Genomic DNA, 22,669 nt, shown 5'->3' on the forward strand with positions numbered 1-22,669 from the left:
GGTGAAATGTTTCAGTTTTGTCCGAATTGGCCTAGATCACCCGCCAAAAATGCAGGCATTGTAACATCATGACCTTGGGGCCGAACATCACGGAACAGCTGGCACGGGCGCGGGCGGACCTGCGAATGGGTGTCCCGGTTGTACTGGAGAGCGAACAGTCCGCGCTGATCTCGGCCGCCGAAACGCTGACTGCGGAGCGGCTGGATCTGCTCCAGAAGATGCCCGGCGTCAGCGTAATCGCCATCACCGCACGGCGCGCGGAGACGCTGAAGGCCCGCGTCTATGATGGCGATCTGGCACGGGTCCTTGTATCTGAGGACGCCAGCCTTGGCTGGGTGCGCGGCATTGCGGATCCGTCGGGCGATCTCATGACACCCATGAAAGGCCCCCTCGCCTGTGCGCGCGGCGGCGATGCGCGCGCGCACAGGGCCGCGCTCCGCCTGACAAAATCCGCGCGGCTTCTGCCCGCCGCGGTCGTAACACCTCTGGACAATCCGCTGCAGTTTGCAAGCGAACAGGGTCTGACACATCTTCTGCTACGCGACGCCGAAGCTCACCTGGCGGAACGCAGCCCGCTGCAGCAGGTCGTACATGCGCGCCTTCCAATGGAAGTCTCCGAAGCGGGCCGTCTGCATGTCTTTCGCCCGGAAGATGGTGGAGAAGAGCACTATGCCATCGAGATCGGCTGCCCAGATCGAGCCAAACCCGTGCTTGCGCGTCTGCATTCGGCTTGTTTCACAGGAGACCTCATGGGCTCGCTGAAATGCGATTGCGGGCCACAGCTGCGCGCGGCGCTCGCACAAATGGGGCAGGCGGGCGCGGGCGTCTTGCTTTACATGAATCAGGAAGGGCGCGGGATCGGTCTTGCCAACAAGATGCGCGCCTATTCTCTGCAGGATCAGGGCTATGACACGGTGGAGGCCAATCATCGGCTCGGGTTCGAGGACGATGAGCGGGACTTCCGGCTCGGCTCCGATATCCTGACCTCACTGGGGTTCTCGAGTGTCCGCTTGCTGACGAACAATCCGCGCAAAGTCCAGATGATGAGCGCAAGCGGGATCGAGGTGACCGAACGTGTGCCGTTGGCGGTTGGCGAAAATCGCCACAATGCAGCCTATCTCGCGACCAAGGCGCGCAAATCCGGGCATCTGTTGTGAAACCAGATGATCTCGTCCTGACGCCCCGGGGGCTGCGGTTTCGGGGCCGACTCTATCCATGCACCTTGGGCAAATCCGGCTGTACCACGCAAAAGCAGGAAGGTGATGGCGCCACACCCGTCGGGGTACATCGACTGGTCGGCATGCTCTACCGGCCCGACCGGATGGCCCGTCCGGCAGATTGGGCGCTACCCATCGGGCCGCTTGATCTGTGGTCCGATGATCCGGATGACCCCGCCTACAACATGATGGTCCGCGCGCCCTATGCCGCGCGCCACGAAAGACTGCGCCGGGCCGATCCCCTCTATGATCTGATTATTCTGACGGACTGGAACTGGCCCTATGCCGTCAAGGGGCGTGGCTCGGCGATTTTCATCCATCAGTATCGTCGCCCGGGCTATCCCACCGAAGGCTGCATCGCCCTGGCCCGAGCAGACCTGCGGCGGATCGCAGCCAAGATCACATATGACACCCGGCTGATCGTTCCCGAGGTCAATGCAGCTTAGCCGGAGGTGCGTGCGCCAAAGATGGCAGAGCCAACCCTTACGTGCGTCGCACCAAGAGAGATCGCCTTTTCGAAATCGGCACTCATCCCCATACTGAGACCCTCGAGACCATTGCGTGCTGCGATTTTGGCAAGCAGCGCAAAATGCAGCGATGCTTCCTCGTCGATTGGCGGAATGCACATCAGACCTTGCACAGGCAGATCCATGGCAAGGCACTCAGCCACGAACGCATCTGCCTCGGCTGGCAGCACGCCCGCCTTCTGCGGCTCTTCCCCGGTATTGATCTGAACAAAGAGCTTTGGGCAGTGCCCCATCTCCTGCGCCAGCCGCGCGAAGGTTTTTGCAAGCTTCGGTCGGTCGAGCGAATGGATTGTCTGAAAATGGTCAAACGCCTGTCGGGCCTTATTCGTTTGCAAAGGTCCGACAAGATGCAGGTCTATGTCGTTGAACTGCGTCCTGAACTCCGGCCATTTGGCAGCCGCTTCCTGCACTCGGTTCTCACCAAAACACCGATGCCCCTGAGAGAGGACAGCCTCAACACGCGCGTTGGGCTGCACTTTGGATACAGCGATCAGCTTGACCGAACCAGCGGGACGCTCCGCCTGACGTTCAGCGTCCGAGATCCGACTGGCAATCTCTTGCAAACCCATCTGCTGCTCCGCTCTTTCTTTCCGGTCACAAGATAATAGCCTCGAGAAAAAGAAAAGGGGCAGGCCCGAAAGCCCGCCCCCAAACTCATGGATGGCTCAGATCGACTTAGAAGTCGAAGCGAACACCCAGGTCGGCAATGGTGTTGCCGGCTTCGTTCGAACCGACCATACCGTCGAGACGGACGCCACCACCCAGCGAGTGGCGGAAGCCGATGCCGTAGGATGTGTCGTTGCCGTCTGCACCGCCGTCAGAGACGGATGCCAGGATGTTTGTTGCTGCGCCAACCGGGATGGAGGCAGAAGCACCGAACACGGCGTCGTCGTCACCTTCGAAGTCGGAGATCAGGAACGAAACGTCCGCGATGCCGATGGTGCCGGACAGAGTTGCAACGATCCAGTCGTTCTTCGCACCGTCTCCGGGCGACGCTTCGAACTCACCGTAAACCAGGCCGAAAGTCCATGCGCTGAAGGTGTAGGATGCGCCAATCTCGTACGAGTCACCGAATGCGTCAGTTGCGTCGTCGCCACCGATTGTGCCGCCGTCATTCACGGCATGGTCGTCGGTGTAAGATGCCATGAACGCGAAGTCGCCCATTTCGTACTTGACGTTGATACCGTTAACACCCGCGCCTGTGCTGGAGAACGCTGGCAGCGACACGCCGCTGTTTGCGTACTGACCAGTTTGGCCAACGAGGCCCGGCTCGTGGCCGAAGTAGTCAACAACTTCTGCCGCGTCTGTCACGCCGGAGATGTTACCGACGCGAACGCGCAGGCCGCCGGACGACACTTGGAAACGTGCGCCGGAGAAGGAACCCGCGTTTGCGGAGTTGTCGGCGTTTTCGTTGGCTTCAACACGGATACGTGCTGCGAAGCGGATGCCGCCATCTGTTTCTGTCGACGAGTCGATGTTCAGACGGTAGCGGCTCTCGATGCGGGTTTCTTCCTGCAGGTTTCCATCGGAATCTGCACGATCTTCTTCGTAGAGGATACCGAACCGGCCGTAACCGTTGAAATTAAAGTTTGCTGTGTCAGCTGCTACGACACCGGCTGTTCCGACCAGCGCTGTTGTAGCGATGAGAAGTTTTTTCATGAACTTGTCCTCGGTTTCATTCTTTGTCCAATGGGAGAATCCCTTTTGAACCTGGGATGTGTTTCACTCTTTCAGCCCTCCTTTTGCAAGGACTTGGATGACGGCAACGTGAGAGCTGGGGAAAATGGTGCAGCTTTGCCACACTCCATTTGCAGCCCGGAGAGAAGGCGCGTCCGCCCGCACCTCTCGGGCCAGCGGATGACGACTTCAGAACGATAACGCTCTTGTCCCTCCGTGCTCTGTTGGATTAACGTGCAGCACGAATTGAGCAGCGGACAGTGATATGACATCAACCAGTATTTTCAGGCTTCTTGCCGCCCTCGGCGTTGCGGTCGCGCTGTCTGCCTGCGCGCAAGGTGACGCGCCCAGCAGCAACCCTCGCCCCTTTGACGATCCCGACATCGACAGCGACATAGCGCGGGTCTCGGATGGTCGGGGGGCAGAGACGATCTGGGATGCCTTTGGACGGCGCAACACCGAAACCAATGTAGCGGTGAACAAGTACATCTGGAGCGCCTCTCTCGAGGTGTTAAACTTCCTGCCCGTGCAATCCGTGGACCCGTTCACCGGCGTCATCATCACCGGCTTCGGCCGCCCCCCGGGCGGCGGGCGCGCCTATCGCGCGACGGTGCTCATCAATGATCCGGCGTTGGATGCGCGCTCGCTCAACGTGTCATTGCAAACGCAGGGTGGCCCAGCGAGCGCCGCGACGGTGCGCGCTGTGGAAGACGCGATCCTAAGCCGCGCCCGACAGCTGCGTATCGCCGATAACAGGCTCTAAAGTCAGGATTTTTCAGACCCAAGGATACCAGCGCCGGGCCCCGTCGAAAAACGGCTCCCGGCGCTCTTACGTGAAAAGGACGTGATCATGGCACGTTACACACCCGCAGAGATCGAAGCCCGGTGGCAAGAGGCGTGGTCGCGGGACGAAATCTTCAAGGCGGTCCGAACCGCTGACAAGCCTAAATACTATGTGCTTGAGATGTTCCCCTACCCCTCGGGCCGCATCCACATGGGGCACGTGCGCAACTACACGATGGGCGACGTGATCGCGCGCTACAAGCTCGCAACGGGCCACAACGTGCTGCACCCCATGGGCTGGGATGCCTTCGGGATGCCCGCCGAAAACGCGGCCATGGCGATCGGCGGTCATCCGAAGGATTGGACCTATGGCAACATCAAAGACATGCGGGACCAGATGAAGCCGTTGGGCCTCTCGATTGACTGGTCCCGCGAGTTCGCCACCTGCGATCCGGAGTACTACGGCCAGCAGCAGGCGTTGTTTCTCGACTTCCTTGAAGCAGGTCTCGTCTACCGCAAGAACGCGCAGGTGAACTGGGACCCGGTCGACATGACCGTGCTCGCCAATGAACAGGTGATCGACGGCAAGGGCTGGCGCTCGGGCGCTGAGGTGGAACGGCGCGAGCTCACGCAGTGGTTCTTCAAGATCTCGGACATGGCGGGCGAGCTGAAAGACGCGCTCGACGGGCTGGAGAACTGGCCCGCCAAGGTCCGCCTGATGCAGGAGAACTGGATCGGCGAGAGCCGCGGCATCGAGATCCCCTTCCAGCGGACGGATGGCGACGGCACGATCCTGTGCTATTCGACGCGGCCCGACACGATGCGCGGCGCGTCTTTCATCGCCGTCTCGCCGGATCATCCGGTGTCAAAGGCCTTGGAGGGCAGCAACCCGGAGCTCACCGCCTTTATCGAAGACTGCCGCAAGATGGACACCACCGAAGCGGCCATGGAGAAGGCGGAGAAGAAGGGCATTGATACTGGCCTGCGGGTGAAACACCCCGTCTATGAGGGGGTCGAACTGCCCGTCTGGATCGGCAACTTCGTCCTGATGGATTATGGCACCGGTGCGGTCTTCGGTTGTCCCGCGCATGACCAGCGTGACCTGGACTTTGCGCGGAAATACGATCTGCCGGTGCGGAATGCGTTCTATATGCCCGGTGATGAAACCGAGGTGGGCACCGAAGCGCTTGTTCCTGCAAAAACCGAAAAGGTTGTCTATATCGACCATTTCACCGGCATCACCGAGGCGACCAGCCAACAGGGCATCGACGCCACCATCGACTACTTCGAAGCGAACAACCGCGGCACAGGCCAGACCAAATACCGCCTGCGCGACTGGGGGCTCAGCCGCCAGCGCTATTGGGGCTGCCCGATCCCCGTGGTGCATTGCGACGCCTGCGGCGTGGTGCCCGAGAAGAAAGAAAACCTGCCTATCGAGTTGCCCTATGACGTCAGCTTTGACGTGCCCGGAAACCCGCTTGACCGCCACCCGACCTGGCGCGACGTGGCCTGCCCCGCCTGCGGCAAGCCCGCCAAGCGCGAGACGGACACGATGGACACCTTCGTCGATTCGTCATGGTATTTTGCCCGGTTCACGGCACCGGACGCGAAGACGCCGACCGACATCGAGGACGCCGCCTACTGGATGAACGTCGATCAATACATCGGGGGGATCGAGCATGCGATTCTGCATTTGCTCTACTCGCGCTACTTCGCCCGCGCCATGCGGATTACCGGGCATTTACCGCAGGGCACCGAAGAGCCTTTCGACGCGCTCTTCACCCAAGGCATGGTGACCCATGAAATCTACCAGACACGCGACGAGAAAGGCCGCGCTGTCTATCATCTGCCCGAGGACGTAACCGACGGGAAGCTCGCTGACGGCACCGAGGTTGAGATCATCCCTTCGGCCAAAATGTCGAAGTCCAAGAAAAACGTCGTCGACCCGGTCAACATCATCTCCGCATATGGCGCGGACACCGCGCGCTGGTTCGTGCTGAGCGACTCGCCGCCCGAGCGGGATGTGGAGTGGACCGCCGCAGGCGCCGAGGCGGCTTTCAAGCACCTCACCCGGGTCTGGAACCTCTGCGACCGCATCGGCGCGATGGACAAGACTGCCAAGGGTGAGGGCGATCAGGATCTGCTGCGCGCCATGCACGGCTGCATTCACGACGTGACCATCGGCATCGAGAGCTTTGGCTTCAACGCGGCCATTGCCAAGCTCTACGCCTTCACCGCAACCTTGCAGAAATCCAAGGCGAGCCATGCCGCGCAGCGTGAGGCAGTCATGACCCTGGCGCAGCTCATGTCGCCGATGACACCGCATCTGGCCGAGGATATTTGGGCGCATCAGGGTGGCGACGGGCTGATCGCCACGGCCCCCTGGCCCAAGGCGGATGAGGCGATGCTGGTTTCCGACACGGTCACCCTGCCCATTCAGGTGAACGGGAAACGGCGCGCGGAAATCACCGTGCCTGCGGACATGCCCAAAGAAGAGGTTGAAAAGGCGGCGCTCGCAGATCAGGCTGTGATCAGAACGCTTGATGGCGCAAGCCCCAAGAAGATCATCGTGGTGCCCGGACGGATCGTGAATGTCGTTGTTTGATCGCAGATCGCTGTTGATGCTGCCGCTGGCCCTTGCGGCCTGCGGCTTCACACCGGTTTATGCACCCGGCGGCAGTGCCACACAGCTGCAAAACAACGTCACGGTCTCCGAGCCTGACACCCGCAACGGCTTTCTCATCACCCAACGGATCGAGGAGCGACTGGGCCGGGCCGCAGATCCTGAGTATCGGCTGGCGCTCAGTGTCAGTTCCAGCCAGGAAAGCCTCGCCGTTGATCGCGAGGGCGACATCACACGCTATAACATCCTTGGTCGTGCCGATTACTCGCTGGTGGAGAGCAGCACGGGGCGGGTCATCACCTCGGGTCGCGCGGAAAACTTCACTGGCTATTCCGCCGCGGGCACCACCGTCGCCACCCTCGCCGCTCAACGGGATGCTCAGCGGCGTCTAATGGTGCTGCTTGCTGACCAGGTCGTGACCCGCGTTCTCGTCGCCGATCTCTGATGAAGCTCTCTACCAGAGATGCCAACGCCTATTTTGCCAAACCGGATGAGACCAAAACGGGCCTCCTGATCTATGGCGCCGATGGCATGCGCGTGGCGCTGAAGCGCCAGCAGGTCCTCGCGGTGCTGCTGGGCGATAGCGCCGAGGAGGAGATGCGCCTCAGCCGGATGAGCGGAGCCGACATCCGCAAGGATCCGGCGCTGCTCATGGACGCGGTGAAGGCGGTGGGGTTCTTCCCCGGCCCCCGCGCCGTCTTTGTGGAAGAGGTGAACGACACCGCCGCCCCCGCCGTGCTGGCGGCACTGGACGATTGGCAATCGGGCGATGCTCAGATCATCATCACCGCCGGCGCGCTCAAGCCCACGTCGAAGATCCGCAAGGCCTTCGAGTCGCATCCGCAAGCCTATGCCGCCGCCATCTATGACAACCCGCCAACCCGGGACGAGATCGAAACCGCTCTGCGCGATGCAGGCCTCGGCCACGTGCCGCAGGAGGCGATGGGCGCGTTGAACGATCTCGCGCAAGCGCTCGATCCGGGTGATTTCAGGCAGACCGTGGAAAAGCTCGCGCTTTACAAACTGGGAGACGATGCACCGGTGACGGAAGCTGACATCGCCGCCTGCGCACCCACATCGACCGAAGCGGATATCGACGACATCCTCATGGTGGTCTCCGAGGCCCGCACACAAGAGATCGGCCCGGTGATGCAGAAGCTGGTGGCGCAGGGGGCGACGCCCGTCGGGCTCTGCATCGGAGCCATGCGCCACTTTCGTGCCCTGCACCGCGCGGCCAGCGACACCTCCGGGCGACCGGCAATCTTTGGCCCGAACCGCGACCGCATGCTCGCGCAGTCGCGAAAGTGGGGCGCTGCCAAGCTGGAAACGGCAATCACCCTGCTGACCGACACGGACCTGCAGCTGCGATCCGCCGGCCAGACCGCTCCCGGCATGGCGGTGGTCGAACGTGCCTTCATCCGGCTCTCGATGCTCGGAGGGCGGTAGATCTCAGGCTGACCAGGCACCTGGCCACCGGTTTTCGCCGACCGCAGCACCCAAGCCCAGGATAAAGAGCGCGCGCCCTATCGGGGTCTGCTCGGGGCAAAAAGGGCGAGACAAAGGGGCTGCGCCCGGTGCGCCCGACGGTTCCTCCCGGTCGCGGCAGTACGCTCATTGGATCCGGATGAGCTGTGATATCGCCTATTCGGGCGCGAACATCGCCATGACCTCTTCGGTCGTCATCTGATGCGTCTTCTCGGCAAAGCTATAGCCTTTTGGCTTGTTGTCGATGAAGAGCTCACCCGTCATCTTCGCATCCCCCAGATCATCCACCGTGCCCGCACCGAAGTGATAGGTGCCCTCATGCGGGCCCGGTACCGTCACGCGATAATACAGGTTGCTGCCACACGTCGTGCAGAACGCCCGTTCCGCCCACTCCGACGACGCATAGGCCTTGAGGTTCTCCGCGCCCTTGATCTCAACGGCATCCGGCTTGGCCTCCAGCCCGATATAGATGCCGCCACTCCACTTGCGACACATGTTGCAGTGGCAGGCCCCGATCTCGGCCGGTTCGTCTTTCAGCGTATAGGTTACGGCGCCGCACAGGCACCCACCGGTCTTCGGCATGGTTTCACTCCACCTATCTGTTGATCCAACACCTTGATCGCACGGCCTGCTGACGGTTTCTGTCATGAGTTGTCAGCAGCCCCCATGCGTGAAACTGTGGCCGGGCCGAACGTTCAACCGGGAGAGATCTGACCATGTACACCGTAATCGGAGCAACGAAATCACGCGCATTACGGGTTTTGTGGACGCTGGAGGAACTGGGCGAACCCTACACGCACATCGCCGCTGGCGCCCGCACAGATGAGGCGCGCACCTACAACCCGCTGGGCAAGATCCCGGCGCTGGTCGATGGCGATGCGGTTCTGACCGATTCCGTGGCGATCATGACCTATCTGGCCGACAAACACGGCAAGCTGACCGCGCCCGCCGGGACGGTCGGGCGCGCGCATCAGGATGCCATGACCCTCTGGCTGGTCGACGAGTTCGACGCGATTCTCTGGGCAGCGGCCAAGCACAGCTTTGTGCTGCCGGAGGAGCGCCGGGTCCCCGCAGTCAAAGACGCGCTGAAGTTCGAGTTCGAGCGCTCCGCCGCCGTGTTGTCGGATCGGCTGGAGGGCCCCTTCTTGATGGGCGACGACATCACACTACCGGATATCCTCGCCTGCCACTGCCTGAATTGGGCTGTCGGCGCCAAGTTTCCACGCACCGATGACAAGCTCTTCGCCTATGCCAAGGCCCTGCGCGACCGACCCGCCTTTCAGGCAGCCTCCGCCAAATAGGCCGCTGCAGCGCGCCCGGCCCATCGTCCCGTCGCAAGACAGGCAGTGATCAGATAGCCACCTGTCGGCGCCTCCCAATCGAGCATCTCTCCAGCACAGAACACGCCCGGCACCTCCTTCAACATCAGATCGGGGGTCAGCGCGTCAAACCGCACACCACCGGCGACCGAAATCGCTTCATCGAGCGCGCGCAGACCCTGATGCGATACGGGCAGTTCCTTCAGGACCCCCGCCAGCCGCGCAGGTTCCCGCGGGAGCGGGCGTGCGAACTCCTGGGCCAGCGCGATCTTCAGCGGGTCGAGCTTCAAATGCTTGCGCAGCCGGTTCGACAGGCTGGTCTTGCCGGAGGCCTGACCCAACCGGCCTGCCACCGTTGCAACGTCGAGATCCGGCACCAGATCGACGGTGAGAGCGTGGTTGAGCCGCACGGCGCGGCTCACCTCGTAGATCCCGCCCCCTTCCAGACCACCGACACCAATCACCGCTTCGCCGCGGGAGGACATTGGCCCGGCGGTGAACCGGACCCCTTTCAGCGCGTGACCCATAAACTTCGCCATATGGCGAGACCAGCGCAGCTGCAGACCCACATTGGCCGGCGCAAACGGGCTCAGCGCGACGTTGCGGGCGGCAAGATGCGTGGTCCAGCTCCCGTCCGATCCCAGCCGCGCCCAGCTCGCCCCGCCGAGTGCCAGCACGGTCACATCTGCCGACACCGTTTCGAGCCCCTCGCGTCCCTCGAAAACAATCGCTCGATCCCGCCAACCTTGCCAGCGCATGTTGGTCTGCAGCACCACGCCCGCCGCGTCCAGTCGCTGCAGCCAGGCCCGCAGCAGGGGCGAGGCCTTCATCGCGCGCGGAAACACCCGCCCGGTGGAGCCGGTGAACACCTCCTGCCCCAGCCCGCGCGCCCAATCCTGCACCGCCTCGGCGTCGAAGGCCTGCAAGATCGGGCGGAGACGCCCAGCCGCCTCGGCATACCTTGGCAGCATCGTCTCCAGCGGCTCGTCCTTGGCGAGGTTGAGACCCGACTTGCCCGCCATCAGGAACTTGCGCCCGACCGATGGCTTCGCCTCGCAGACCGTCACCCGCACGCCCGCGGCGACCAGCTCCTCCGCCGCCATCAGGCCGGCAGGCCCCGCGCCAATCACCAGCGCATGGCTCACCCGGCAACCTGCGGGGCGTCTCCCTTGAACTCCACCACCCGGTGCGGATAGGGAATCTCAATGCCGTTGTCCTTCAGCGCATTCCAGATCAGGAACAGAACGTCCGAGGTGTATTTGTTCGGCCCGTCATCGAGGCCGTTCACCCAGAACTCCACAGCAAAATCAATGCCGCTGTCGCCGAAACCGCGCAGCTCGCAATCGGGCGGATAGGGCGCATCGAGCACGTCCGGGTGCGTGGCCACCGCCGCCTCGATGATCGCAGGAACCGCGTTGATGTCGGTGTCGTAGCTCACCGAGAAGGGCGCCTCATAACGGTTCGCGGATCCGCTGTCGGAGTAGTTCACCACCCGCGTGGTGATGAAATCCTCGTTCGGCACAACGATCCAGCGACCATCGAAAGTCTCCAGAATCGCCGCGCGCGCGGTCATCTTCACGATTTGTCCCGCCTCTCCGCCATCAAGCTCCACATAGTCGCCCACGGTCGCCTGCCCCTCGACCAGAAGGATCACGCCTGAAATGAAATTCGACGCGATCTTCTGCAGCCCGAAACCAAGGCCCACGCCGATGGCGCCTCCGATCACGGCCAGCGCGCTGAGATTGATGCCCATGATGTTCAGCAGCAGCAGGAAGGCGACGGCGAAGATCGCGAACTCGATCGCCTTTGCCATAAGTTGCCGCAGCGACGGGCGCATGTCCTCCTGCGCCTCGATGAATTGCGAGGTCTGCCGCGTCGACCAGCCTCCGAGCCAGAACAGCACACCGCCCGCGATCACCCCGCGCACAAGCGACATCACCGAGAAGGAAATGTTGCCAAGCGTCACCGTCATCTCGTTCAGCTTCACGACCAGCGGGTCGAGCAGCCCCACGGCATAAAGCGCCGCAACCGGCAGCAGCACATAGCGTCCCAGCAGCTTCAGGAAGGGATCCTTGATGATCTCGCGCACCAGGGTCCGCGCCGCGAGAAAGATGAAGAGCCTCTTGCCGAAGGCGATGACCGCGCCGCTGTCAAAGAGCGACCGCACAACGCTTTCCCCCAATGCCGTGAACAGATAGGCCAACAGCGGCAACAGCAGGGGCAGGCCCGAAAGAAGCGCGCGCCGCGCCTGGGACAGCAAGGTCTCCGATTCGTCGGGAGGGGTCAGCAGCCGGCCGAGCGCGCCGCGCAACCGCCGTGCGACCAGCACCGCCAGCACATAGGCGACGATCAACAGGGCGAACTGCGACCAGGCCGCCGGGCTCAGAGCCCAACTGCGGGCCAGATCCCAGACCATGACGGCGTATCCCGCCACCTGCTGTACGATCTCCGGCTGTGCAGAGAGGTCAAATTCCACGGGCGCGCCCTCTTTTCATCCCCAAACTCGCCCCTAGACTCTTGCCCGTCAGAGACTGGTGGAGCAAGCCCAGATGTCCGATCCAATCTGCCCTCTGTGTGATCGTCCGATCCCGGCGGAGGTCAAGCAAAGCCATCACCATCTGATCCCCAAGCTGAAGGGCGGTAAGGGCGGGCCGACGGTGCTGTTGCATCACATCTGCCACCGGGAGATTCACGCCACGCTGACCGAGGCAGAACTCGCCCGTGACTTTGCAACCATCGACGCCCTGCGCGCCCATCCGCGCTTACAAAACTTCATTCGCTGGGTGCAGAAACGTCCGCCCGGATTTCTGTCAAAAGTGCCCGGCGGGCGGCGCAAGCGATAGCGGCGAATGACACATATCCTTGATCTGGCGTGCGAAGTCCGGCTCGGCGGCGCGGGTGTCCGCGACTAGCTCCTGCGCCTCGGCCAGCAGTTGCTCCGCCGGAACAATCCTGTCGATCAATCCGAACCTGAGCGCATCCTCCGCGTCGATCTTCTGGCCACCCATCAGGATGAGCTTGGTGCGGGCCGGCCCGATCAACGCGGCCATGCGCGGCGGATCGCTCGGCTGCGGCAGAAACCCCAGCTTCATCACCGGATAAAAGAACCGCGCACCGGGCACGGCGATCCGCATATCGCAGGCCAGTGCCATCCCCATCGCCCCTCCTGCCAGCGTGCCATTGAGTGCTGCCACCGTGAGCCCCGGAAGGCTGGCCACGGCGGCAGACAGCTCTTCCCAGGTCGATGAGGTTGCAAGCCCTGCCCGCGCGGCCTCCAGATCGGCACCGGCGCTGAACACCTTGCCCGCACCGGTCAGAATCACCGCACGCGCCTGCTGCGCCTCGCGCATGACGCGCGTCAGATCGCGGAGCATCTCCTCGGTCAGCGCGTTGGCTTTGTCGGGCCGGTTCAGCGTGACCGTCCAGACATCCTCCTCCCGCGCGACATCGATCATACGAGACCTGCCTTGCGTCGAATCTCTTCGTCACGCAGGGAAATCTCCTGTCCGCACCAGCCGTCGGCCTCCGCGCCGCACATCCACAGGAGCGCCCGCGCGGGCCAGTCCGCAGGGATGTGCACATCCCAATCCAGCTGGCTCACAGGGTTCACACCGCTCGCCTTGATCTCCCGCTGCATCTGCGTGGCGACGGTGCCGGGTGACAGACCCATCGCGCGGATGCCATGCGCGGCTTCTTCTTTGTCGAGACAGCGGGTCAGCATGTTCACCGCCGCCTTCGACGCGCAGTAATGGCTCCAGGCCTCGATCGGTCCGTGCGCGGCTCCGGAACTGATCGTCAGCACCGTCCCGCCGCCAGCCGCCTTCATCACCGGCACCGCCGCGCGCATCCCGTAGTAGACGCCTTTCAGGTTGATATCGATGACATCGCCCCAGGCCTGCACGTCAGAGGCGCTCAGGTGCGAAATCGGCTCGATCACGCCTGCATTGTTGATCAGCACGTCGAGCCCGCCGAAGGTATCGACCGTGGTCTCCACCGCAGCACTCACCTCGCGGTTGCTTGCCACGTTGCAAGGGATGGCAATCGCCTTCGAGCCGATCTCGCCGGCCAGATCGGCGATCTGTGTCTGCCCGCGCGCCACCAGCGCCACATTCGCACCTGCCTCGGCAAACACGCGCGCCGTCTCCGCTCCGATGCCCCGGCTCGCCCCGGTGATCAGAACCGTCTTTCCCGTCATATCCATCAGAAGCCCTCCTTTGGTTGCCCGAGTCGTAGAGGGCGGAGGCAGGCGGGTCCAGAGCCACTTCCACTTGACCATCCCCAAGCCTTGGCAGACCATGCACGCAAATGTTGGTGATAAGGACAAAAGCATGACTTTTCTTGGTATCCGGACGGTCTCCGGAATGACGACGGCGCTGCTCTTGGCTGGCGCCGCGCAGGCCGATATCACGGCGCAGGACGTCTGGGCGGACTGGACGACCTACATGACCGCCGTCGGCTACGACATGACAGCGGACGAGGAACGCTCCGGCAATACGCTGACCGTGAACAACATCGAAATGACGGCGCCGGACCTGGGTGACGGCAGCTCCATGGTCATGCGCCTGGGCGCGCTCACGTTCCGGGAAAACGATGACGGAACGGTCAACGTGATCTACCCCGATGTTATCCCGCTGCAGGTCAAACTCAAAGATCCCGAAGCCTCGGAAGTGGACATCGGGATGGAGCTCCGCTCCGCCGCGACAGACATCCTCGTGACGGGCGTTCCGACCGACATGACCACGACCTACAGCGCGGATCGGATGGAGATGGTGCTGACCGCGCTGACCGTCGATGGCGAGGAGATCAGCGCCGAGGATGCCGCCGGGCGGCTGCTGCTCAGCGGCTTCTCGGGGACGACACAATCCACCGTGGCGGGCAAGCGGGTCTATGACCAGCGGATGCAAGCCGACACCGCCTCCTACGAGGTGCGTTTCAACGATCCGGAAGGCACCGGCACGTTCGACTTCGAGAGCACGATCGGCGGGCTGAATTTCGCCGGCAGCAGCGCGCTGCCTCTGGCGGTCGTTCAGGCCACCGATATGTCGAGCCTGCTCTCCGCCGGAATGACCGCGGATGGCACCTTTGGCTTCGCCAACGGCTCCTCGAACATGAGCGTGGTCGAAGACGGGGCCCAGACCTTCACGGCCCAGACCTCCTCCGAGGGTGGCACGCTGACGGTGGCCATGGGCGCGGACGGTCTGGAGTATTCCGGCGATCAGAACGCGCTCAAGATGGCCATCGCGGGCAGCCAACTGCCGCTGCCGCTCGATCTCGACATGGAGACCGCGCGTTTCAACCTCGCCATGCCGGTGCAGAAAACCGACGAGATGCAGGATTTCGCGTTGGGTTTTGCGTTCAACGAGTTCTCCATGTCAGAAGCGCTCTGGGCCTTGTTCGACCCCGGTCAGCAACTGCCACGCGACCCGGCCACGGTTGTACTGGACCTCGCAGGCAAAGCGAGGCTGCTCTTCGATTTCCTCAATCCGTCCGGCGCGGCGGTGAGCGGTGACCCGAACATCACGCCTGCCGAAATCGAGTCGCTCGACATCAATCGTCTGCAGATCAGCCTTGCAGGGGCCGAGCTCACAGGTGACGGGGCCTTCAGCTTCGACAACTCGGACCCCGCCGGCCCCCCCAAACCCACCGGCGGCGCCGATCTGATGCTTGTCGGCGGCAATGCGCTGATCGACAGTCTGGTCAAGATCGGCGTGCTCCCCGAGGATCAGGCGATGGGAGCCCGGATGATGATGGGTCTGCTGGCGGTGCCGGGTGATGCACCGGACACGCTGACCTCCAGGATCGAGATCAACGACCAAGGCCATGTCCTCGCCAACGGCCAGCGCATCCAGTAGCGCCGCAAACGGCACCGTCTGAACGGGCCAGGAGGCGCATCGCGCCTCCTTTTTCGGCTCCGGCCTTGCAGGCACCCGATGACACCGCTACCTCACGGGCACCTGACTTGGAGCTGATGGCATGACACCCACCCCCGAGGCCCTCGCGGCCCAACTGCTTGATATGGCGCGCAGCGCAGGCGCCGATGCCGCCGATGCGGTGGTGGTCCAGGGCACCTCGCTCAACATCGACGTCCGAGCCGGAACACTTGAACAGGCAGAGCGCGCAGAAGGCACCGATCTCGGCCTGCGTGTCTTCCTCGGCCATTGCAGCGCCACGGTGTCCGCCTCCGACATCCGCGAAGCGACGCTTGGCGAAATGGCTGCGCGGGCCGTCGCCATGGCCCGCGAGGCACCGGAAGACCCGCATGCAGGGCTGGCGGACCCCGACCAGCTCGCGCAGGATCTCGACGCAGCCGCGCTTGAACTGCACGACCCCGCAGCCGAACCCTCGCCCGATGCCCTGCAAGACGACGCGCAGACCGCCGAAGCCGCCGCGCTTGAGAGAGATGGCATCACCCAAGTGCAGTCGGCCTCCGCGGGATACTCCGCGCAAACCATGCACCTGGCTGCCACCAACGGCTTTTCCGGCGGCTATCGGCGCACCCGCCGCGCCCTCTCATGCGTCGCCATCGCCGGCACCGGAACGGGTATGGAGCGCGACGTGGACGGCGACAGCCGCACCTTCCAGGCCGATCTGCGCAGCGCCCAGGACATAGGCGCCCGCGCCGCCGAACGTGCCTTGCAACGAATGGACGCGCGCAAGCCTCCCACTGGAAGCTACCCCGTTCTTTTCGATGAACGTGTCGCCGCGACCCTCATTGGCCATCTACTCGTGGCCGCGAATGGCGCGTCCGTCGCGCGCGGCGCGTCCTGGCTACGGGACGGGATGGGAGAACCGGTCCTGCCCGATCACCTGTCGCTGGTCGAGGATCCTCATCGCCCCCGCGCCTCCGCGTCGCGCCCCTTCGATGGAGAAGGTCTGCCAACCCAGAACCGCACCATCGTGGAGAATGGTGTCCTGACCGGATGGACCCTGGATCTGGCCACCGGACGCAAACTCGGACTGCCGTCGACCGCCAACGCCGCACGCGGCACCTCGTCGCCGCCGTCTCCCTCCACGTGGAACGTCGCGCTCACACAAGGCACCGCCAGCCGAGATGACCTGATCCGCGACATGGGCACCGGGCTGCTGGTCACGTCGATGATCGGGTCCACGATCAACCCCAACACGGGCGACTACTCGCGTGGTGCCGCCGGTCTCTGGGTCGAGAATGGCGAAATCACCCATGCCATCAACGAATGCACCATCGCCGGCAACCTGAGCGAGATGCTGCGCCGTATCGTGCCGGCCAATGACGCCCGCCCGCATCTGAGCCGCGTGGTGCCCTCGTTGCTGGTGTCGGGAATGACCCTTGCAGGAAACTGACCTCGCCCTGATTACCGATGCGATCCGGCTCGCCGGGCAGGTGGCCACCGGCTTTGTCGGCAAAGACGCCCGCAGCTGGGACAAACCGGGCGGCGCGGGTCCCGTGACCGAGGCCGACCTCGCGGTGAACAGAGCGCTGGAAACCACGCTGCGCAGCGCCCGGCCCGACTATGGATGGCTTTCTGAGGAAAGCGAGGACAGCGACAGGCGCCTGTCGGAGGACACGCTCTTTATCATCGACCCCATCGACGGGACGCGCAGCTTCGTGGAAGGCTCCCGGACCTGGGCGCACTCGGTGGCCATCGCCCACCGGGGGTACGTCACCGCCGCCGCTGTCTACCTGCCGCTGCGCGACAAGCTCTATACGGCGGCGTTGGGCCGGGGGGCCTTCTGCAATGGCGCGCCGCTGACCGCCTCCGAAACGCAGGATCTCGAGGCCGCCGAAATCCTGGCCGCCAAACCCGTGATGGAGCCGCAGCACTGGTCCTCCGGCGAGCCGCGGTTTCATCGCTCGCACCGGCCGTCTCTGGCGTACCGGCTCGGGCTGGTCGCGGAAGCGCGTTTTGATGCCATGCTGACGTTCCGCCCCAGCTGGGAGTGGGACATCGCCGCGGGCGCGCTCATCGTGACCGAAGCGGGCGGCATATGCACCGACAAATCCGGCGCGCCGCTGCGGTTCAACAATGCCCGCCCCCAGCTCAACGGCGTGATCGCTGCTGGCCCGCGCCTGCATGGCGAAGTCCTCGCCGCGCTTGCGTCCGAGGCGTCTTGACCCCAGACCCCAGACACGCGACATTCCGCCCACTCTCCGTTTCGAAGGACAAAACCCATGACGCAGCGGCTGCATCTCGTCTTCGGGGGCGAATTGGTCGACCCCTCGCAAAATACGTTCAAGAATGTGGATGACATTCATATCGTTGGGATTTTCCCCAACTACGAGGCCGCCTTCAACGCCTGGAAGTCCGAAGCACAACGGACAGTGGACAACGCGCACATGCGGTACTTCATCGCGCATCTGCACCGCCTGCGGGATGAGGAAACAGCAGCCTCGGCGACCGAAGAACTGGGCTGACGCGCCATGGGCCGCTCTTTCAGCATGGCGGCGTACCGGGCGCTGTCACGCAGATCGGCGGCCCGGTCCTTTACGCCCAGCGGCCCCCGCCCGCCAGGCGAACTCCTCTGGCTGCATGCGGGGGAAACGGGCAACCTTCTTGCCATCCAGGATCTCGCGTATCGGCTGTGCCTGGCCAGAGATGGGCTGCAGGTGCTGATCACCCTGCCCGATGCAGGCAGCCTCGACGCGGCCCGTTCGACACGTCCGAACACCGCGCTGATCTGTCTCGACGCACTGCCCTCGGAGCACCCCTCCGCCGTCGGCCACTTTCTGGAGCACTGGGCACCCGACATGTGCATCTGGGCCTGGGGCGGGTTACGGCCCACGCTCTTGCATGAGGCACGTATCGCGGACTGCCCCATGGTGCTGATCGACGCGGATACGGCTGGTTTTGACGGGCGCCGCGACCGTTGGCTGCCCGACCTCACGCGCGAGCTGCTGGCGGACTTCGTCGCTCTGATGGCCCGCTCATTTCCCGCCGCCGCCCGGCTGGAGCAACTCGGGCTGCGCCGACAGGACGTTGAAGTCACCGCGCAGCTGCAGGCCGGGGGGCAGGCGCTGCCCTGCGATGACACCGACCTGGCGGAGGTGAGCGCCGCGCTCGGCGGGCGCCCGGTGTGGCTCGCCACAGCCGTGCGCAAGGAAGAGACGGCGGTGATCTTCGCCGCGCATCGCCACGCGCTGCGGTATTCGCATCGGCTGCTGCTGATCCTACAGCCCGCGATGCCAAGCACCGTCGCCAAGATGTCGGAAGAGGCCGCGCTTGAAGGCTTCCGGGTCAGCGCCTGGTCCACACCCGGCGAGCCGAGCGAGACCACGCAGGTGATGGTCGCCGAAGATGCAGATGATCTGGGCCTCTTTTACCGCCTCGCGCCCGTGTCGTTCCTGGGCAGTTCGCTGACCCCGGGGCACGGTGGCTGCAACCCTTTCGAGGCGGCGGCTCTGGGCTCGGCGGTGCTGTACGGGCCCAATGTGCGGCGCTATCTGCCCTTCTACACGCGGCTCGCCAACGCCGGTGCAGCCCGTATCGTCAAGGACGCCCAGACGCTGGGTGCGGCCATCACGCGGCTGATCGCGCCGGATCAGGCTGCGGCCATGGCGCATGCGGGCTGGGACGTGATCAGCCACGGCGCCGAGCTCACCGATCGCGTCATCGAGCTTGTCGAGGACACGCTTGATGCGCGGCTGGAGCAGAAGAATGCGCACGCCTGACTTCTGGTTCAACGCGCCGGACCGCCCCGGCCCGCTGGCCCGGATACTCGCTCCGCTGGGGTCCCTCTATGCGCAGGCCACGGCCCGCAGGTTGGCGCGGAGCACACCGGAACGGCTGGAAATCCCGGTGATTTGCGTCGGCAACATCAACGTGGGCGGCACTGGCAAGACGCCAACGGTGATGGCGGTGCTCGACCGCCTCACCGCGGCCTACCATACGCCCCACGTGGTCAGTCGCGGCTATGGCGGACGGTTGAAGGGGCCGGTGCGCGTCGATCCCACGACGCATAAGGCCGAGGATGTGGGCGACGAACCGCTCCTGCTCGCCGCCTTCGCCGAGGTCTGGGTGGCGGAGGATCGGGCCGCCGGAGGCCGGGCCGCAGCCGCAGCGGGCGCGACCGCCGTCGTGCTCGATGACGGCTTTCAGAACCCTGCGCTGCAGAAAAGTCTGAGCATCGTTGTGGTCGATGCGCAACGCGGCTTCGGCAACGGGCGTTGCCTGCCCGCGGGCCCTCTGCGCGAGCCCGTCGCCGAGGGTCTTGCCCGTGCCGATGTCCTGCTCACACTGGGAGATGCGGCGGCACAGGCGCGCTTCCGCGTCCCGGTCCCGACGGATGTGCCACGGGTGGAGGCGGAATTGACGCCGCTTGAAACGGGCATGGACTGGCAGGGCGAACGCGTCGTCGCCTTTGCCGGCATCGGCCATCCGGAGAAGTTCTTCGCGACCCTGCGCGCCCTGGGTGCGGAGGTCGTACACGCCGAACCGCTGGAAGATCACCAGCCGCTTACCCCGGCGCTCATGGCCCGTCTGGAGGCCGATGCCAAGGCGCGGGGGGCCCAATTGGTGACCACGGAGAAGGATGCCGTGCGCCTGCCCGCGAGCTTCCGCACACAGGTGATCACCCTGCCCGTGCGCCTGGCCTTTGCGGAGACGGAGAACGCACTTTTTGCCAAACTCGCTGCGGTACCTGCGCCCTAAGAGCAGGCAGCAGCGGCCATGCCCTTGCATATCTGATAACTAAAGACGGTCGATCAGCCAGTCGTGGGATCGTGCTCGCCCAGCTTTGGCGAGGGGCGGTCCAGCACCAGCTCCGCATCGGAAAACGTGAACGGCGAGCGCACGCCCGGCACACCATCAAGATCGAGCTGCATCCCCCGCGCCTGCACCTGCGGGTCGGCCATGACCTCCGCCATGTCATTGATCGGCCCCGCGGGCACGCCCTCGGCCTCACAGGCGGCCAGAAGATCGGCCCGGGTCCGGGTCCGGGTCACCGCCGTCAGCCGCGCATCCATCTCCGCCCGATTGGCAATGCGGTCCACGTTCTTGAGGAACTCCGGCGCCTTGGCCATCTCGTCGAGGCCGAGCAGGTGACAGAGCCGCCTATACTGGCCATCATTGCCCGTCGCGATCACGATATGCCCGTCGAGACAATCGAAGACCTGATAGGGCGCGAGGTTGAGATGCGCGTTGCCCATGCGCTTGGGTGGCACGCCGGTCGTCAGGTAGTTCATCGCCTGGTTCGAGGTGATCGCCACCGCCACATCCATCAGGGCCATATCGATGTGCTGTCCGCGCCCGGTGGTCTCGCGCTGGTGCACGGCGGCGAGGATGGCCGTGGTCGCATAGACGCCCGTCAGAATATCGGTGATCGCAATCCCGTATTTCTGCGGCTGGCCCTCCGGCTCGCCAGTCACGGACATCAGACCCGACATGCCTTGCACGATAAAGTCATACCCGGCCCGCGGTGCGTAAGGTCCATCGTGGCCAAACCCCGTGATCGAACAATAGATCAGCCGCGGAAAGTCCTGCGACAGGCTCTGGTAATCCAGGCCGTATTTGGCCAGGCCGCCGGTCTTGAAGTTCTCGATCAGGATGTCGGCATCTTCCAGAAGGGCGCGCCCCTTGGCCCGCCCCTCGTCTGTCCGAAAATCAGCCGTGACCGAGGATTTCCCGCGGTTGGTCGAATGAAAGTACGCCGCCGAGGCATCCTCATCCCGGGTCACGAAGGGCGGACCCCACTGGCGCGTGTCATCGCCTGTGGGGCTTTCCACCTTGATCACGTCACAGCCGAGGTCCGCAAGCGTCTGACCGGCCCAGGGGCCTGCCAGCACACGCGCCAGCTCGACAACCTTGAGGCCGACGAGAGGGGCGGCCATTACTCCGCGGCAGCGTCGATCAGCTCCGCCATCTCCGCATAGGACATGTTGGAATACTTCTGACCGTTGATCACGAAGCTCGGCGTGCTGTCGATGCCGTGCTCCTCGGCGTTTTCCTGATACCAGGCCACCAGCGTGCGGGCCCGGTCGCCATCCTGCAGGCAGGCTTCCATCGTGTCCGCATCAAGCCCGGCGAGCGCGCCGATCTTGCGCAACTCGCCCACGATCGCCGTGGGATCGCCTGCGCGCGCCCAGGAGGATTGACCTTCGTAGATCAGATCGCTCATGCCAAAGAAGCTCTGCGGCGTGCCCGCACATCGTGCGATCATCGACGCCCAGAGGCCATAGCGGTCGAAGTAGACCTCGCGATAGACAAAGTTGATTTTACCGGTGTCGATATAGTTGGCCTTCAACTGCTTGAAGGGCCCTGCATGAAAGGAGGCGCAATGCGGGCAGGTGTAGGAGGCGTATTCGATCACCGTCACCGGCGCATCGGGATTGCCGAGGCTCATCTCGGCGATAGTTGAGGTGTCGATATCCGCCTCGGTGCCCTGCGCGTAGGCCGCGCCCAGCGGATCGGCAGGCGACACCGACGTGGACGACCCCGGTGAGGTGACGACATAGGCGCCGACCCCCAAAACAGCCACAGCGGCAGAGAGTATCAACAGTCGCGACATCAGCGTTTCCTTTTCAGCGGTTTGTCTTGGTAAGGATGTTCTCGCCAAGGCGGGTCAGCGCATCGCGCAGCGCTCCATCCTGGACGGGTTCAGCGGTTTCTTGGGCCTGCCGCCGAACCGTTGGATCGACAGGCGCCTCTTCTTTGACAGGTTTGGCGGGGGCAAAGGCGACCTGGCCTTCGGCAAAGCCCGTGGCGGCGGTCTGGGTGACCCGCACCCGCGCGATGGCATTGTAGCCATAGACAGCGTTGATCTTTTTGCGCAGGCTTTCTTTCTGCATCTCCAGCATGGGCGCCTGTGCGCCGGTCGTGAGCAGCGTCAGCGTGGCGCCCATCCCGCCACGGCCATAGCTGACGTCGACGGGGCGCGCGACAGCGGCCACATCTTGACCCACGACCTCGGCCCATTGGGTGAGCAATCGGCTCTGCGCGAATCCACGGCTTTCGGACGCCGCCCGGATACGGCCCGTCAGCAGGCTGGCTGTGCGCGTAAATCCTTTTGTGCTGGCACGTCTGCGCGTCATCGCTATCTTCTCGAACACCGGTTGGCGCAGCATAG

Annotated in this window: 24 protein-coding genes; 14 read left to right on the forward strand and 10 right to left on the reverse strand. The window is 64.0% G+C overall.

Translation table 11 applies throughout. The features are described 5' to 3' along the window. The first annotated feature begins 68 nt into the window (after positions 1-68). Entirely contained in the window at positions 69-1,157 is a 1,089-nt protein-coding gene (ribA, locus tag Q1A71_RS04195; RefSeq protein WP_299672132.1) for a GTP cyclohydrolase II, read from the forward strand. Beyond that, entirely contained in the window at positions 1,154-1,663 is a 510-nt protein-coding gene (locus Q1A71_RS04200; RefSeq protein ID WP_299672134.1) for a L,D-transpeptidase family protein, read from the forward strand. The genes ribA and Q1A71_RS04200 overlap by 4 nt, the downstream gene beginning before the upstream one ends. Here the strand turns inward: Q1A71_RS04200 and Q1A71_RS04205 are convergent. Next, complete coding sequence (locus Q1A71_RS04205) at positions 1,660-2,313, reverse strand: YggS family pyridoxal phosphate-dependent enzyme (RefSeq protein ID WP_299672136.1); 654 nt, start codon at positions 2,311-2,313, stop codon at positions 1,660-1,662. The two genes, Q1A71_RS04200 and Q1A71_RS04205, sit on opposite strands and share 4 nt — an antisense overlap. Positions 2,314-2,419: 106 nt before the next feature. Further along, a complete protein-coding gene (locus Q1A71_RS04210; protein WP_299672138.1) occupies positions 2,420-3,403 on the reverse strand; it encodes a porin in 984 nt (327 codons plus the stop codon). Between the two features lie 283 nt (positions 3,404-3,686). Between Q1A71_RS04210 and Q1A71_RS04215 the strand changes: the two genes are divergently transcribed. The 4 genes from Q1A71_RS04215 (at position 3,687) to holA (ending at position 8,273) form a co-directional block, all read left to right on the forward strand. Further along, positions 3,687-4,184 carry a DUF3576 domain-containing protein gene (locus Q1A71_RS04215; RefSeq protein WP_299672140.1) on the forward strand — a complete coding sequence of 166 codons (498 nt, stop codon included), beginning with the start codon at positions 3,687-3,689 and terminating at the stop codon, positions 4,182-4,184. Between the two features lie 87 nt (positions 4,185-4,271). Next, the gene (gene leuS, locus Q1A71_RS04220) at positions 4,272-6,809 is read left to right on the forward strand and encodes a leucine--tRNA ligase (protein ID WP_299672142.1); all 2,538 of its coding nucleotides are present in this window, start codon (positions 4,272-4,274) and stop codon (positions 6,807-6,809) included. Continuing rightward, positions 6,796-7,272, forward strand: a complete 477-nt coding sequence (lptE, locus tag Q1A71_RS04225) for an LPS assembly lipoprotein LptE (RefSeq protein WP_299672144.1) — start codon at positions 6,796-6,798, stop codon at positions 7,270-7,272. The genes leuS and lptE overlap by 14 nt, the downstream gene beginning before the upstream one ends. Then, a complete protein-coding gene (gene holA / locus Q1A71_RS04230; RefSeq protein ID WP_299672148.1) occupies positions 7,272-8,273 on the forward strand; it encodes a DNA polymerase III subunit delta in 1,002 nt (333 codons plus the stop codon). Before lptE ends, holA begins: the two co-directional genes overlap by 1 nt. A 195-nt stretch (positions 8,274-8,468) precedes the next feature. Here holA and Q1A71_RS04235 read toward each other — a convergent pair whose 3' ends face one another. Next, positions 8,469-8,894, reverse strand: coding sequence for a GFA family protein (locus Q1A71_RS04235; protein WP_299672150.1), 426 nt, complete (start codon positions 8,892-8,894; stop codon positions 8,469-8,471). Positions 8,895-9,028: 134 nt separating this feature from the next. On the opposite strand from Q1A71_RS04235, the gene Q1A71_RS04240 reads away from it, so the two are divergent. Continuing rightward, the gene (locus tag Q1A71_RS04240; protein WP_299672152.1) at positions 9,029-9,613 is read left to right on the forward strand and encodes a glutathione S-transferase family protein; all 585 of its coding nucleotides are present in this window, start codon (positions 9,029-9,031) and stop codon (positions 9,611-9,613) included. Here the strand turns inward: Q1A71_RS04240 and Q1A71_RS04245 are convergent. Together Q1A71_RS04245 and Q1A71_RS04250 are read right to left on the reverse strand one after the other, a co-directional pair. Beyond that, on the reverse strand, positions 9,592-10,776 hold the full coding sequence (locus Q1A71_RS04245; protein ID WP_299672154.1) for a TIGR03862 family flavoprotein: 1,185 nt from the start codon (positions 10,774-10,776) through the stop codon (positions 9,592-9,594). The genes Q1A71_RS04240 and Q1A71_RS04245 overlap by 22 nt on opposite strands. Next, positions 10,773-12,107 (reverse strand): mechanosensitive ion channel domain-containing protein, encoded by a 1,335-nt coding sequence (locus Q1A71_RS04250; protein WP_299672156.1) that lies wholly within the window; start codon positions 12,105-12,107, stop codon positions 10,773-10,775. The genes Q1A71_RS04245 and Q1A71_RS04250 overlap by 4 nt, the downstream gene beginning before the upstream one ends. 73 nt (positions 12,108-12,180) lie before the next feature. Between Q1A71_RS04250 and Q1A71_RS04255 the strand changes: the two genes are divergently transcribed. After that, positions 12,181-12,474, forward strand: coding sequence for an HNH endonuclease (locus Q1A71_RS04255; RefSeq protein ID WP_299672158.1), 294 nt, complete (start codon positions 12,181-12,183; stop codon positions 12,472-12,474). Here the strand turns inward: Q1A71_RS04255 and Q1A71_RS04260 are convergent. Both Q1A71_RS04260 and Q1A71_RS04265 read right to left on the reverse strand, forming a co-directional pair. Continuing rightward, positions 12,442-13,086, reverse strand: coding sequence for an enoyl-CoA hydratase/isomerase family protein (locus Q1A71_RS04260; RefSeq protein WP_299672160.1), 645 nt, complete (start codon positions 13,084-13,086; stop codon positions 12,442-12,444). The genes Q1A71_RS04255 and Q1A71_RS04260 overlap by 33 nt on opposite strands. After that, positions 13,083-13,832 (reverse strand): SDR family oxidoreductase, encoded by a 750-nt coding sequence (locus Q1A71_RS04265; protein WP_299672163.1) that lies wholly within the window; start codon positions 13,830-13,832, stop codon positions 13,083-13,085. The genes Q1A71_RS04260 and Q1A71_RS04265 overlap by 4 nt, the downstream gene beginning before the upstream one ends. Positions 13,833-13,959: 127 nt before the next feature. Between Q1A71_RS04265 and Q1A71_RS04270 the strand changes: the two genes are divergently transcribed. The 6 genes from Q1A71_RS04270 to lpxK all read left to right on the forward strand — a co-directional run bounded on the left by Q1A71_RS04270 (position 13,960) and on the right by lpxK (position 20,256). Next, positions 13,960-15,483: a DUF2125 domain-containing protein gene (locus Q1A71_RS04270; RefSeq protein WP_299672165.1), complete on the forward strand. Its 1,524-nt coding sequence runs from the start codon at positions 13,960-13,962 to the stop codon at positions 15,481-15,483. Positions 15,484-15,604: 121 nt separating this feature from the next. Beyond that, on the forward strand, positions 15,605-16,951 hold the full coding sequence (locus Q1A71_RS04275) for a TldD/PmbA family protein (protein ID WP_299672167.1): 1,347 nt from the start codon (positions 15,605-15,607) through the stop codon (positions 16,949-16,951). Then, positions 16,938-17,723 carry a 3'(2'),5'-bisphosphate nucleotidase CysQ gene (locus Q1A71_RS04280; RefSeq protein WP_299672169.1) on the forward strand — a complete coding sequence of 262 codons (786 nt, stop codon included), beginning with the start codon at positions 16,938-16,940 and terminating at the stop codon, positions 17,721-17,723. Before Q1A71_RS04275 ends, Q1A71_RS04280 begins: the two co-directional genes overlap by 14 nt. A 57-nt stretch (positions 17,724-17,780) precedes the next feature. Next, a complete protein-coding gene (locus Q1A71_RS04285) occupies positions 17,781-18,023 on the forward strand; it encodes a DUF4170 domain-containing protein (protein ID WP_299672171.1) in 243 nt (80 codons plus the stop codon). Between the two features lie 6 nt (positions 18,024-18,029). Next, positions 18,030-19,277 (forward strand): glycosyltransferase N-terminal domain-containing protein, encoded by a 1,248-nt coding sequence (locus tag Q1A71_RS04290; protein WP_299672173.1) that lies wholly within the window; start codon positions 18,030-18,032, stop codon positions 19,275-19,277. Then, the gene (gene lpxK / locus Q1A71_RS04295) at positions 19,264-20,256 is read left to right on the forward strand and encodes a tetraacyldisaccharide 4'-kinase (protein WP_299672175.1); all 993 of its coding nucleotides are present in this window, start codon (positions 19,264-19,266) and stop codon (positions 20,254-20,256) included. Before Q1A71_RS04290 ends, lpxK begins: the two co-directional genes overlap by 14 nt. Before the next feature lie 53 nt (positions 20,257-20,309). On the opposite strand, the gene Q1A71_RS04300 is transcribed toward lpxK, so the two are convergent. Genes Q1A71_RS04300 through Q1A71_RS04310 form a run of 3 tightly spaced genes read right to left on the reverse strand, consistent with a single transcriptional unit; the run spans position 20,310 to position 22,634 of the window. Then, complete coding sequence (locus Q1A71_RS04300) at positions 20,310-21,434, reverse strand: CaiB/BaiF CoA-transferase family protein (RefSeq protein ID WP_299672177.1); 1,125 nt, start codon at positions 21,432-21,434, stop codon at positions 20,310-20,312. After that, positions 21,434-22,111, reverse strand: a complete 678-nt coding sequence (locus tag Q1A71_RS04305) for a DsbA family protein (protein WP_299672179.1) — start codon at positions 22,109-22,111, stop codon at positions 21,434-21,436. Before Q1A71_RS04305 ends, Q1A71_RS04300 begins: the two co-directional genes overlap by 1 nt. Before the next feature lie 13 nt (positions 22,112-22,124). Further along, positions 22,125-22,634 carry a DciA family protein gene (locus tag Q1A71_RS04310; protein WP_299672181.1) on the reverse strand — a complete coding sequence of 170 codons (510 nt, stop codon included), beginning with the start codon at positions 22,632-22,634 and terminating at the stop codon, positions 22,125-22,127. Between the last annotated feature and the right edge of the window lie 35 nt (positions 22,635-22,669).

It is taken from the genome of uncultured Roseobacter sp., from assembly GCF_947493125.1.
Taxonomy (GTDB): domain Bacteria; phylum Pseudomonadota; class Alphaproteobacteria; order Rhodobacterales; family Rhodobacteraceae; genus Roseobacter.